Genomic DNA, 12,512 nt, shown 5'->3' on the forward strand with positions numbered 1-12,512 from the left:
CTTGCTCAGGCCCTGCCTTCCACCCAGCGGTCGAGCAGGAGGTGCGGCAGGGTCAGGGCCGCGAGAAGCTGGAGCGTCAGCGCGAGCAGGCGCTCGGCCGCGTCCGCCTGCGGATAGGTCGGCCAGAGCAGGAGGCCGATTAGCAGCGTGAGGCCGAAGACCGGCAGCGAGAGCAGGACCGCCCGCCCCATCCCGTCGACCGCCGGCGCCCGCACCGGATCGGCGGCGAGCGCCCGCATGTGGCGCGGCGCGTGCAGGCAGACGAAGTAGAGGCCGAAGGCGCTGAGCGGCGGCAGGACCGCGAAGGCGAGACCCAGGGCGGCGAACTCGGCGAGCAGTCCCGGTGCGGGCCGCCGCAGGACGAGCCAGGCGAGCGCGAGGGCGAGCCAGGCCCAGGCCAGCACCGTCCACCAGCCCGGCAATACCGGCATCGCCGTGTCGGTCACCACCGCGAAGATCCGGGCGGTCTCGTCCGGCCGCACCAGGGCCGGCAGGGCGATCGGCAGGGCGCCGCGCACCAGGGCCTCGACCGGCCGGCCGGGCCCGGCATCCTCGTGGCCGAAATGCAGGACCGACAGGCCGAGGAAGCCGGCGAGCGTCGCCTCCGGCGCGAGCCGCCAGGCGAGCAGTACCGCGGCGGTGAGCGCGAGATAGGGGGTGGCGAAGACCCCGAACCAGGCCTGGCCGAAGCGGGGCTCGAGGAAGGGCCGGGCCACCTCGCCGTCGAGGGCGCCGTGCGGGACGCCTAAGACGATCACGAGGGCGAGCACCGTGGCCCATCCGGTCTCGCGCGGCAGGAGGGCCGTCGCCGCGAGGAGGATCGCTGCGGCGGGGATGAGGCCGCTGGATGCGGTCGCACCCAACGGGACGATCGTGCCATGGGGCAGCCGCGCGCCGGCCGGCGCCGGGATCGGGGCGGGCCGGCGCGCCACCGCCCTACTCCGCCGCGGCGAGGTGAGGCCGGGCCGGCGTCCCCTTGCCCTCGGCGAGGTCGCGCTCGACGCGGCGCGCGGTCTGCATCGTCGCCATCAGGCCGTAGACGACCTTCGCCACGAGATCGAGCACCGCGATGATGCCGAGGCCGAGCGCCGGGCCGAGGAGGCCGAGGCCGTCGTCACCGAACAGCAGCACCACCGGATAGGCGAGCCAGACCACCGACAGGAAGACGGCGTTGCGCAGGAAGGCGGCGCGGACGTCGTCGCGCTCGCGGGCGTTCTCCTGGCGCAGCTGGACGAAGATCCCGTAATACACCGCCAGGAAGGCGCCGCAGGAGATCGCGAACCAGGTCCATTTCAGCCAGGCGACCTGAGTCAGGCCGAACACGAAGGCGGTGACGATCATGATGAGGTCGGAGCCGATCATCCCCCACACGATCGCCGGCCGGCGCATCCCGCTATGCATCGCCGTGTTGGCGAGGCCGAGCAGCAGCAGCGGCGTCGTGAACGACCAGTCGATGTAGCGGGCGAAGTAGAACGCCCGGGTCGCCGTGCCGGCGTCCGGCCCCGCCGGCAGCATCACGCTGCCCTGCCCCGACGCCATGGCGAGGTAGGAGCAGGCGGCGATGATCGGCACCAGGCCGTGGATGATCGTGTCGGTCTCCTCGGCCCTGGTGCGGCTCTTGCCGATGAACAGGATGAGGGCGGCGCCGACGCTCATGCCGGCGAAGCCCAGCCAGAGCCAGAACTGAGGGGTCATCGAGGAGTCCGTTTCGTCTCGAAGGCGGGATTATCGCGACGGCTCGAACGTGCAGCCGCGAGGCGCCGGACAACCGGGCCCGGCGGGCTCGGTTCCTCAAGGTCAGGGCCGCGCGGTTGCCGCAGGGTGGGGCGGTCGTCGCCCGGCGGGTCGTCGCCATGATCGCGACGGGATCTCGTCGGTGTTCGTGCGCGGTGTCCGCGAGGTTGGGTCACTGCCGCAGCGACGAGCGTGGTCGGCACGTCCGCAAAAAAATTTTCGACCAATACTTCGGGTGTCGACGAGCGATGGACATCACGGCCGAACGGGACGCTGCGCCTGAACCGGCCGGCGCCGATCCGGTACGGCAAGTTCACGGGGAAGGGATGGCCTGCCGCGCCCAGTCAATCTCGGCCGCACGGGCCCAGCAACGACTGCACGTTTACCCCTGGGGAGTTCAGCGAGACCGACGATGTGAGCTCATGCACCGCAAGGGCGATACGATCTCCTGTCGATCTGCTGCAAAAACAATATGGCGCGGGCTCCCCTCTCCAGGCGATGCCGGGCTTGCGACGTGACCGTTGCCCGGCATCGCCTGGAGAGGGGATACGCGCTCCATCGTCTCCGAACCGGTCAAGCGGAGATCGTATGAATTGCCCCGTCGGCGGGACGTCTCGGCGCGAACCGAACGATATCTCTCGGGTCGCCCGTTCGCGCCGTGGCCCGTGCGACGTCGCTTCGTCGCGTGCCCGGCGCCTTCCAGCAATCTCATCCCGGAAGTCTGTCTCGCATCGGCAGACGAATGCGAAGACCTCCGAGTCGTCCCGGCCTCGCAGGCGAGATGCCGGGACGACCCGGAGGGATGTCGGCCTGGATGCCGGGTCCGCCGACGCTCTCCCCCCTCGCCGTCCTCAGAGCGACCGGATCTTCTCCTCGATGCGCTTGGCCTCCTTCTCGTCGACCGAGACCGGGGGGCTGCTGTCGTCGGGCAAGCCCGGGCCGGTCTGGGCGATCGTCTCGTCCTTCGGGCGGGCGTTCGGGCCGTTCGAGATCTTCGCCGGCCGGTCGTCGTCCTGGGCCATCGATGCCTCCTCGCGATGCGCGCCTGTCGGCGCCTATGCCGTCACAGGAGGCAATCGGGCGGGCGGTCCATCGTTCCGGGATCAGATCACCTCGACCCTCGTGCCGACCGGCACGAAGCGGTAGAGCTCGATCACGTCCTCGTTCAGCATCCGGAAGCAGCCGGCCGAGGCGGCGCGGCCGATCGAGCGCGGATCGGTGGTGCCGTGGATGCGGTAGAGGGTCGAGCCGAGATAGAGCGCCCGGGCCCCGAGCGGGTTGCGCGGGCCGCCGGCGACGGTGCGCGGCAGGCCGGGCCGGCTGCGTCGCATCTCCGGCGTCGGCGTCCATTGCGGCCATTCCTGCTTGGCGGTGACCGTCTGGACGCCCTTCCAGGTCGTGCCCGGGCGCCCGACCGCCACCCGGTAGCGCACCGCCGTGCCGTCGCCGCGCACGAGGTAGAGCAGGCGCGCCCTCGTATCGACCACGATGGAGCCGGCGCCCTGCGACCCCAAATAGCCGACGAGCTTGCCGCGCCGCAGGGCCGGCAGGGCGACGGGCGGTGCCGGCGAGAGGCGGGGCGCCGGGGGCGCGGGCAGCGGCTCGGTGGGCAAGGCGGCCAGGCGCGCGGGTGCGTCCGGCGCCGGCCCGGGCGTGGCGATGGGCGCCGGCGCGAGGGGCGGCGCGGCGGAGGATGGTGCGGCAGGCAGCGGTATGGACGGCGCCGGCTCGGGGGCGAGGGCGGACAGGCGCATCGGGGCGTCCGGCAGGGGAAGCGCCGGGACGGTGGCCGGCGCCCCGTCGGCGAGCGGGCTGCGCGGCGCGTCCGTGGCGGCGGCCGGGCGGGAGCGGCAGCGATAGACCCGCCGCCCGTCCGCCTTCATCGTGATCGGCCCGATCGCGTCGACGACGATCTGCCGGGGCTCGGCGTTGGCGCCCGCCCGCAGGTCCTCGGCCGAGCGGAAGCAGCGCATGTGCAGGCGGTAGCCGATCGCGGTGTCGGAGACCTTGTCGATCCGGCAACGCAGGTCGTGCGCGTCGAGCCGCGCCTCGGCGGCGGGCTTGAGCCGGATCTCGAACACCCGCGGGCTCGCCGGGTCGGCGCAGTCGCGCAGGGTCGGCGCCCACCAGCCCGCCGGCGACTCGTCGGCGCTCATCGCATGGGCGGCGCCGGCGCTGCACAGGAGGAGGACGGGCAGGAGCCGGCCGGGACGTCGCATCGTGGTGGCTTTCGGAAGAGGGACTCGACGGGCGTGAAGGACTTTCAGCGCGCGGGCGGGTGCCCGGCCTCGGCCAGGGCGCGGAAGCCCGCGGCCCGGGGGGCGGTGCCGAGCACCACGAACCCGCTCCAGCCGTCCCGGAGCACGGGCGCGCCGGCCGGGCCGGCATCGGCGACGAGGGCGACGCGGACCTCCTCGCCGGACCGGCTCTGGTCGCGGGACGGCGGCGCCGGCGGCGCCTCCGCCTCCTCGAACAGGCCCGCCCGCAGCAGCAGCGGCGCCTCCTCGGCGACGGGGCTCGGCCTGCCGCCGGCCGGGAGGGCGGCCAGGCGCGCGGAGGCCATGCGGGCGCCGAGCCGGTCGAGGGCGAGGCGGATCGGCCGCCCCTGCGGCGCGTCGAGCGCCGCCAGGGCGGCCCGGGTGTCGTCGCGCGCCGGCACGACGTGGACGACGCGGTAGTGGCGCGCCTTCAGCTGGCGCAGGAGCGCCGGCAGGATCGCGACGGTCCGCGGCTGGATGTCGTGGAGGAGGATGATTCCCCGCCCCGCCGCGTCGAGGCGCCGGAGCACCCGGTCCATCACCGCCTGCGGCGAGATCTTCTTCCAGTCGTCGCCGTCGATGTCGATGCTGAACGGCACCAGCTTCTGGCCCGCGGCGTAGCGGTCGAGGGTGGGGCTGTGCCCGAGGCCGGGGAAGCGGAAGAACGGAGACAGGGCCGGCGCGTCGTCGGTCAGGACGGTGCGGACGGCCTCCAGGCCGCCGTTGATCTGGTCGCGCCGCACCTCCGGGCTGCGGACCCGGTCGAGGTAGCGGTGCGACCAGGTGTGGCTCGCGATGGTGTGGCCCTCGGCGGCGGTCCGGCGCAGGGTGTCGGGAAACTGCGCCACCATGCTGCCGATGACGAAGAACGTCGCCTTCACGCATTCCGCCTTCAACGCCGCGAGCACGGCCTGCGTGCGCCGGGGCAGCGGGCCGTCGTCGAAGGTCAGCACCACCTCGCCGCGCTCGAGCGGCAGGGTGCGGCCGTAGCTCACCTTGCCGACCGGGCCTTGCGTGAACGGCACCTCGAGGGTGCGCGAGGTGCCGAGCGCCTCCGGTCCGCAGGCCTTGGCCGCCGCGAGGGCCGACGGCAGGCACAGGAATGCGGACAGCAGCAGGAGCTTGAGGCAACGCACGAACAAACTCCGCCACGCCATCGACCGTTCGTCTAATTTCACACGCAAACCTGAGTCGCGGGTAAACGTATCGCCGCCTCGCCGCAGTCGCCGCGGGTCGGACGCAGGGTTTACCTCTCACAGGATCGTCGACGGTTGAGCGATCGGCGTGGTTAAATGCGATTCATGCCCCGGTCGTCGCGCCGGCGCAGAGCGAAAAAACATGATCGCAAGTCCAGTTTGTTTTGTAAAATAGGGTTAACGCTCCCAGATTCGCGCCTGTGCTGGGCAGCGGAGCCCGGACGGACGCGGAGGGTGAGACGTGGCGTCGAGGTCGGTCCACCAGGCCCGATCGTGATCGACGGCGGGCGCCGACGGCCTCGCATTCCTCCCCGCAACCATCCGATCCGCAGGACGCGGGCCGGCCGGGGGCGGTCACGGCGGTCCGCCCTTAACCCGGCGCTAACCACGGTCGTCGTTCCGTTGCCGGAGGGCAGCGGAATCTCGGGCGGATGGCACGGCGCGGACACACCCTTCGGGCGGAGACCCCGCCGCACGGCGCCGTTCCGGCGGCTTGCGCGCCGCTCGCGCCCGGCCTGCTGACGCTGGCGCGCTGGCGGCTGCTCGCCATGCACCGGAAGGCCGGCGTCGGCCATGTCGGCGGCAACCTCTCGGCCCTCGACGCGATGATGCTGCTGCATCACGAGATGCTGACCGGGGCCGACCGTTTCGTGCTCTCGAAGGGCCACGCGGCCGGCGCGCTCTACGTCACCCTGTGGAGCCGCGGCCTCGTCACCGAGGCCGAACTCGACACGTTCCACGCCGAGGGCACGCGGCTTCCCGGACACCCGCCTGCCGGGCATCCGCCCGGACGCGGCCTGCCGGGCATTCGCTTCGGCACCGGCAGCCTCGGGCACGGCCTCTCGCTCGCCGGCGGGCTCGCCCTCGCGGCCCGGCTGCAGGGCCGGGCCGGCCGGGTGTTCTGCCTGACCTCGGACGGCGAGTGGCAGGAGGGTTCGACCCTCGAAGCGCTGATCTTCTGCGCCCACCGGCGGCTGTCGAACCTGACGATCCTGATCGACCACAACCGCCTCCAGGGCTTCGGCACGACGGCCGAGGTCGCCTCCCTCGATCCGATCGGGCGGGCGCTCGGCGGGTTTCACGTCGAGATCCGCGAGGCCGACGGGCACGACCTCGCGGACATGCGCCGCGCGCTCGCGCCCGGCACCGACCGGCCGGTGGTCGTCGTCCTGCACACCGTGAAGGGGCACGGCGTCCCGGCCATCGCCGGGCGCCTCGACAGCCACTACCTGCCGCTCACCGAGTCCCAGGTCCAGGACGCGATGCTCGGCATCGGGGAGACGGCCTGATGCGGCGCGAATTGTGCGAGGCGCTCGTCGCCCGGGCGGCGCGCCCCGACCTCGTCTTCCTCACCGGCGACCTCGGCTTCGGCGCCCTCGAGCCCCTGCGCGACGCGCTGGGCGAGCGCTTCCTCAACGCCGGCATCGCCGAGCAGAACATGATCGGGGTGGCCGCCGCGCTCGCGAGCGAGGGGCTGGAGCCCTGGACCTACACCATCGCGCCGTTCTGCTACGCCCGCGCCTTCGAGCAGATCCGCAACGACGTCTGCTTCCACCGCCTGCCGGTGCGGATGCTCGCCAATGGCGGCGGCTACGCCTACGGGGTGATGGGCCCGACGCATCACGCGCTCGAAGATTACGGGGTGCTCTCGACCCTGCCGTCCTTGCGCATCTTCGTGCCCGCCTTCGACGGCGACGTCGCCGCCGTGGTCGAGGCGGCCGGCCGCGATCCGGGCCCGGTCTACGTCCGGCTCGGGCGCGGCGAGGTGCCGGCGGGCCGCACCGCGCCACCTTACGCGCCCTGGCGCCGCCTGCGCACGGGGAGCGGGGCGGTGGTGGTCGCCGTCGGGCCGATGGCCGGCCTCGCCTGGTCGGCCTTCGCGGAAGACGGCGCGGACGGGCCGGAGGTGTGGGCGGTGAGCGAGCTGCCCTTCGGGATGAGCCCGCCGCCGCCGGATTTCGTCGCGGCCCTGCCCGGCCGCATGCTCTGCGTCGTCGAGGAGCACGTCCCGCAAGGCGGGCTCGGCCAGACCCTCGCCGCCTGGTGCCTGGAGCACGGCATCACGGTCGCGGGCTTCCGGCCGGTCGCGGCCGCCGGCTACCCGTCGGGCACCTACGGCTCGCAAGGGTTCCACCGGCGCGAGAGCGGCCTCGACCCGGATTCGCTCCGCGCGAGGCTTTCCGCATGAACGGCTCGCCCGCCGACTGGATCGATACCCTCAAGGGCCCCATCGCCGTGCTCGGCGCGGGCGGCTTCGTCGGGTGCAACCTGTTTCGCCACATCCTGGCGCGCCGCCGCGACGTCGTCGCCGTCGCCCGGACCCTGCCCGCGCCGCGCCTGCGCGACGTCGATCCCCAGCACCTCGTCGCGGTCGACTTCACCGACAAGGCGGCGACCGCGAGCTTCGTCGAGGCGGTCCGCCCGGCGACGGTGTTCGACTGCATCGCCTACGGCGCCTACTCATTCGAGACCGACGCCGACCTGATCTACGCCACCAACTTCACCGCGCTGGTGTCGCGGGTCGAGCGGCTGGCGGCGAGCGGGGTGCTCGCGGCCTACGTCCATGCCGGCTCCTCCTCCGAGTACGGCCTGAACTCGGCAGCGCCCGCCGAGGACGCGGCCCTCGTCCCCAACAGCGCCTACGCGGTCTCGAAGGCGGCGGCCGCGCAGTTCCTCGCCTATGCGGGCAAGACCCGGCGCTGGCCGGTGGTGAACCTGCGGCTCTACTCGGTCTACGGTCCGTTCGAGGACGCGAACCGCCTGATCCCGGCCGTGGTGTCGCGCGGCCTCGCCGGGGGCTATCCCGACCTCGTCGATCCGACGATCGCGCGCGACTTCGTCTACGTCGAGGATGTCTGCGAGGCCTTCGTGCGCGCCGCCGCCAAGATGTCCCTCGATCTCTACGGCGAATCGCTCAACATCGGCACGGGCACGCAGACCACCATCGGCGACCTGGCGCTGACGGCCAAGGACGTGTTCGGCCTTGCCGAGGCGCCGCGCTTCGGCGCGATGGCGCCCCGCGCCTGGGACCTCGCGCGCTGGCAGGCCAATCCCGACAAGGCCGCGCACCTGCTCGGCTGGCGTGCGGCCACCCCCTTGCGCGACGGGCTCTTCCGCACCGCCGCCTGGATGCGCGAGGCCGGCACCGCATTGTCCGGCCTCACCAAGGCCGGCGCGAGCCGGCGCCGGAGCATCGCGGCGATCATCGCCTGCTACAAGGATGAGGAGGCGGTGCCGATCATGCACGCCCGCCTCACCGCGGTGTTCCGCAAGATCGACGTCGACTACGAGATCATCTTCGTCAACGACGCGAGCCCGGACGGCTGCGGCGAGCGGATCCGCGAGCTGTCGGCCTCCGATCCCCACGTGCTCGGCATCACGCATTCGCGCAACTTCGGCTCGCAGATGGCCTTTCGCAGCGGCATGGAGCTGGCGACCGCCCAGGCCGTCGTGCTCCTCGACGGCGACCTCCAGGACCCGCCCGAGCTGATCGAGCCGTTCTACGCGCAGTGGGTCGCCGGAAACGACGTGGTCTACGGCCGGCGCGTGGAGCGCGAGATGCCGTTCGTCTGGGGCCTGCTCTACAAGGCGTTCTACCGGGTCTTTGCCGCCTTCAGCTACGTGCGCATCCCGCACGATGCCGGCGACTTCTCGCTGATGGACCGGCGTGTCGTCGGCTGGCTCCTGAACTGCCCGGAGCGCGACCTGTTCATGCGGGGGCTTCGGGCCTATGTGGGCTTCCGCCAGACCGGCGTCGACTACGTGCGCCCGAAGCGGATGTTCGGCACGAGCACGAACAACCTCCTGTCCAACCTCGAATGGGCCAAGCGCGGCATCTTCTCGTTCAGCAACACGCCGCTGAAGATGCTCACTGCCGCCGGCATCGCGCTGCTCGGCCTCTCGGGTCTGATCGGGCTCGCGATGATCGCCTTGCGCCTGCTCGTGCCGGACATCGCCCCGCGCGGCGCGGTCTCGACCCAGCTGGCGATCCTGTTCTTCGGTGCGCTCAACCTGTTCGCGATCGGGCTGATCGGCGAGTACGTGGCGAAGATCATGGAGGAGGTGAAGGGCCGCCCGCGCCTGATCCGGGCAGCGCTGATCCGCGGCGGCATCGCCACCGACCTGCCGCCCGAGGGAAGGACCCGCCCGTGACCGGCACGCTCGCGCCGCCGCAAGGCACCTCCGCCCACCGCGCCCGCGCCGTCCCGGACGAGCCCCGGGGCGCCGACGGCTTCCACCTTTCCGCCGCGCGCGCGGCGGGCGACCGGCTCGGCCACCTGCCCTTCACGGTCGTGGTGGTGCTCGCGGCCGCCCCGAACCTGATCTTCCTCGCCACCCATCTGCGCAGCGCGATCCTCGCCGCGGCGTGCCTCGCCCTCCTGTCGGCGGCGCTCGCCCTGGTCCTGCGCGACTTGCGCCGGATCCGCGCGCCGATCGACGCGCCGCTCCTCACCGCCGCGCTGGCGGCGGGGATCGGGCTCTGCCTCCTCGGCGGCGAGGGGCACCTGTTCTATGCCAACGACGACTGGCTGCTGCGCGACGCGGTCCTGCGCGACCTCGTCGCCGAGCCCTGGCCGGTCGGGTACGCCTATGCCGGCGACGCGACGATGCTGCGCGCACCGCTCGGGATGTACCTGCTGCCGGCGCTGATCGGGAAAGCGCTCGGGCTCGGCGGGGCGCACGGCGCGCTGCTGATCCAGAACGCGCTCCTGTTCGGCTGCCTGTTCTACGGCTTTGCCCGCCTCGCCCCGTCGCACCGGCGGGGCCTCGCGCTCATGGCGATCTTCGTCGCGTTCAGCGGCTGGGACATCGTCGGCACCTGGAAGCTCGGCGGCCGGCTCACGCCCGGCATCCATCTCGAGCAATGGCTCGGCAACCTGCAATTCTCCTCCCACGTGACCCAGCTGTTCTGGGTGCCGAACCACGCCGCCTCGGGCTGGATCTTCGTCGGCGCCTACTGCCTGTGGCGCACGGCGTCCCTGCGGGCCTCCTCGCTCGCGGTGGTGTTCGGGCTCTGCGTGTTCTGGTCGCCGCTCAGCATGATCGGCGCCCTGCCCTTCCTGGTCGTCGCCCTCCTCGGCGATCTGAGGGCGGGCCGGCTCACGCCCGGCGCCGTCGCGACCGTCGGCCTCGCCGGGCTCGGGCTCGTGCCGGTCGCGCTCTATCTCGGGGCCGATGCCGGCCGCGTGCCGCACGGCCTCCACGACCTGACCGGAGAGTTCTTCAGCCGGTACGTCCTCCTCCTCACGGTCGAGATCGCCCCGGCCCTGGTCGTCCTCGGCCTCGGGCCCGGCTCGATCCTCGGGGCGGATCGCGCGACGCGGCGGGAGACCGGGCTCGTCCTCGTCCTGCTGCTGCTCGCGCCGCTCTACCGGCTCGGGGGGGCTGATTTCGTCATGCGCGCCTCGATCCCGGCGCTCGCGCTGCTGGCTCTGCGGGTCGGCACGGTCGTGCCGACGCTGCGCGGGCGGCAATCGATGATCGCGCTCGCCATCCTCGCCGTCGGCGCGGTCACCCCGCTCTACGAGGTGATCCGCGCCATGGTCCTCCCGTCCTTCTCGGTCAGCGCCTGCAACATGCTCGCCGCCGCCCGGACCCCGCCGAACAACGGGCCGCTCTTCCACTACGTCGCCCGGATCGACACGCTCCAGGGCCACCTCGCCGACCAGGTCCTCGCCCGGCCTGCGACGCTGGTGCGGCTCGTGCCGCAGGCGATGTGCTGGCCGGACCACCCGGCGCATCAGGAGCATGCCGGGGAGATTTTCTAGGGCGCCTCACGATCGCGTTGCAATCGCGAAGCTCTCCAGGTCTTTGATTGTGCCGCATACCTTCGACGAACCGGCATCCACTTCGTCGGAAAAATGCTCTGGGGGCATCGGTCGAGCCGGGGCGCGGCGAGGATCGGCCCGGGCCTTTTTAAGCCTCCGCTAACCAAGAATGCCGTTCCATCGCGGTCGCCACGCGGGCGCGAGCCACGGGAAGGGTGCGGGCCGCGTCCTCGCCCGAAGCCGCGATCCCGATCGTCAAGGACGCCCACGTGACCCTCGACAGCCCAACCATCTCCGCCCCGGTCGCGATCCTCGACGGGCTCCAGGGCCGCGACTGCCCGGTCTGCGGCGCATCCGAGCGCGGCGCGCAGGCCTTCCTGTCGGCCTCGGTCGATCCCGCGCGGATCGGCGCCCTCAGCTTCGCCTCGCGAAAGGCCCCCGAATACATGTCGTTCCGCCTCGTGCGGTGCGAGACCTGCGAGACGGTCTTCGCCGCCGAGGCGCCGGGCGCCGATGCCCTGGCCCGCGCCTACCGCGATGCGGGCTACGACAGCGCCGAGGAAGCGCTCTACGCGGCGCGCACCTACGCGCAGGCCCTCGCCCCCCGGCTCGGCCCCGAGCACCGCCGCGGCACCGCCCTCGAGATCGGGGCGGGGAGCGGGGTCTTCCTGCAGGAATTGCTGGATCTCGGCTTCTCCGAGGTCGTCGGGATCGAGCCCTCGCACGAGGCCGTCGCGGCGGCTCCCGCCGCCCTGCGTCCGCACCTGCAAATCGGGGTGTTCGAGCCCGGCGCGCACCGGCCCGGCAGCCTCTCGCTGGTGTGCTGCTTCATGACCCTGGAGCACGTCACCGATCCGCGCCGGCTGACCCAGGCCGCCTACGACCTGCTCGAGCCCGGCGGGCTGATCGCCTTCGTGACGCACGATTACCGGGCGCCGATCAACCGGCTCCTCGGCCGCCGCTCGCCGATCATCGACATCGAGCACATGCAGCTGTTCTGCCCGGCGAGCCTGCGCCGCCTGCTCGGCGAGGCGGGGTTCGGGGAGATCGGGATCGGGGCGATCCGCAACCGCTATCCCCTGCGCTACTGGCTGCGCCTGCTGCCCCTGCCGGGACCGCTCAAGCCGGCCGGCCTCGCGGCTCTCGAGGCCCTGGGCCTGGGCCAGCGCAGCGTCGGGCTGAATGTCGGCAACCTGCTCAGCGTGGCGCGCAAGCCGCTCTGAGGCGTGGCAGGGGATGGGACATCGCGTGGGGGCGGGCAAGCGACCCCGTTCTGCCTCGCCACCCCTTCCCGGACGACCGAACCGAAGTCGAAAACGATCCAGGACCCAGCACGAAACGTCGCAAAGCGTCTCTATGTCCGCGGCGGCGCAGCAGAGTGAGCCGCTTCGCGGCACTTTTCCTGCTGAATCCCGGATCTCCTGCCGCTGGCGCTCAAGTCGTCCGGGAGGGGGGGCCTTGAAGACCTACGAACGTCACGACGCGGACGGATGGCGTCCATCCGCCCATGCCGATCGGCCGCGAGCGCGGGAGGAGCCCGCAGGTCGAGACGACCA

10 protein-coding genes are annotated in these 12,512 nt (G+C 72.5%); 5 read left to right on the top strand and 5 right to left on the bottom strand.

Annotated features, from left to right (window positions below):
• Nucleotides 1-5: 5 nt before the first annotated feature.
• The 5 genes from ACS5PV_RS13415 to ACS5PV_RS13435 all read right to left on the bottom strand — a co-directional run bounded on the left by ACS5PV_RS13415 (nt 6) and on the right by ACS5PV_RS13435 (nt 5,128).
• Nucleotides 6-932, bottom strand: coding sequence for a Brp/Blh family beta-carotene 15,15'-dioxygenase (locus ACS5PV_RS13415; RefSeq protein WP_455395812.1), 927 nt, complete (start codon nt 930-932; stop codon nt 6-8).
• 4 nt (nt 933-936) lie between these two features.
• Nucleotides 937-1,695 (bottom strand): bacteriorhodopsin, encoded by a 759-nt coding sequence (locus ACS5PV_RS13420; protein ID WP_455395813.1) that lies wholly within the window; start codon nt 1,693-1,695, stop codon nt 937-939.
• Nucleotides 1,696-2,585: 890 nt separating this feature from the next.
• Complete coding sequence (locus ACS5PV_RS13425; protein ID WP_455395814.1) at nt 2,586-2,756, bottom strand: hypothetical protein; 171 nt, start codon at nt 2,754-2,756, stop codon at nt 2,586-2,588.
• 81 nt (nt 2,757-2,837) lie between these two features.
• Nucleotides 2,838-3,953 (bottom strand): L,D-transpeptidase family protein, encoded by a 1,116-nt coding sequence (locus ACS5PV_RS13430; protein ID WP_455395815.1) that lies wholly within the window; start codon nt 3,951-3,953, stop codon nt 2,838-2,840.
• Between the two features lie 44 nt (nt 3,954-3,997).
• Nucleotides 3,998-5,128, bottom strand: coding sequence for a polysaccharide deacetylase family protein (locus ACS5PV_RS13435; RefSeq protein ID WP_455395816.1), 1,131 nt, complete (start codon nt 5,126-5,128; stop codon nt 3,998-4,000).
• Nucleotides 5,129-5,619: 491 nt separating this feature from the next.
• Between ACS5PV_RS13435 and ACS5PV_RS13440 the strand changes: the two genes are divergently transcribed.
• The 5 genes from ACS5PV_RS13440 (at nt 5,620) to ACS5PV_RS13460 (ending at nt 12,179) form a co-directional block, all read left to right on the top strand.
• Nucleotides 5,620-6,477, top strand: coding sequence for a transketolase (locus ACS5PV_RS13440; protein WP_455395817.1), 858 nt, complete (start codon nt 5,620-5,622; stop codon nt 6,475-6,477).
• Complete coding sequence (locus ACS5PV_RS13445) at nt 6,477-7,376, top strand: transketolase family protein (protein WP_455395818.1); 900 nt, start codon at nt 6,477-6,479, stop codon at nt 7,374-7,376. Before ACS5PV_RS13440 ends, ACS5PV_RS13445 begins: the two co-directional genes overlap by 1 nt.
• Complete coding sequence (locus tag ACS5PV_RS13450) at nt 7,373-9,340, top strand: NAD-dependent epimerase/dehydratase family protein (RefSeq protein WP_455395819.1); 1,968 nt, start codon at nt 7,373-7,375, stop codon at nt 9,338-9,340. The genes ACS5PV_RS13445 and ACS5PV_RS13450 overlap by 4 nt, the downstream gene beginning before the upstream one ends.
• Nucleotides 9,337-10,956: a hypothetical protein gene (locus tag ACS5PV_RS13455; protein ID WP_455395820.1), complete on the top strand. Its 1,620-nt coding sequence runs from the start codon at nt 9,337-9,339 to the stop codon at nt 10,954-10,956. The genes ACS5PV_RS13450 and ACS5PV_RS13455 overlap by 4 nt, the downstream gene beginning before the upstream one ends.
• Before the next feature lie 215 nt (nt 10,957-11,171).
• A complete protein-coding gene (locus ACS5PV_RS13460; protein WP_455395821.1) occupies nt 11,172-12,179 on the top strand; it encodes a class I SAM-dependent methyltransferase in 1,008 nt (335 codons plus the stop codon).
• Nucleotides 12,180-12,512: the final 333 nt, after the last annotated feature.

This window comes from Methylobacterium sp. Gmos1 (assembly GCF_053764715.1).

Excerpts from the sequence above, each read along its gene's own strand:
- ACS5PV_RS13425 (WP_455395814.1), bottom strand. The coding sequence starts at position 2,756 with ATGGCCCAGGACGACGACCGGCCGGCGAAGATCTCGAACGGCCCGAAC.
- ACS5PV_RS13430 (WP_455395815.1), bottom strand. The coding sequence starts at position 3,953 with ATGCGACGTCCCGGCCGGCTCCTGCCCGTCCTCCTCCTGTGCAGCGCC.
- ACS5PV_RS13440 (WP_455395817.1), top strand. The coding sequence starts at position 5,620 with ATGGCACGGCGCGGACACACCCTTCGGGCGGAGACCCCGCCGCACGGC.
- ACS5PV_RS13450 (WP_455395819.1), top strand. The coding sequence starts at position 7,373 with ATGAACGGCTCGCCCGCCGACTGGATCGATACCCTCAAGGGCCCCATC.
- ACS5PV_RS13420 (WP_455395813.1), bottom strand. The coding sequence starts at position 1,695 with ATGACCCCTCAGTTCTGGCTCTGGCTGGGCTTCGCCGGCATGAGCGTC.
- ACS5PV_RS13445 (WP_455395818.1), top strand. The coding sequence starts at position 6,477 with ATGCGGCGCGAATTGTGCGAGGCGCTCGTCGCCCGGGCGGCGCGCCCC.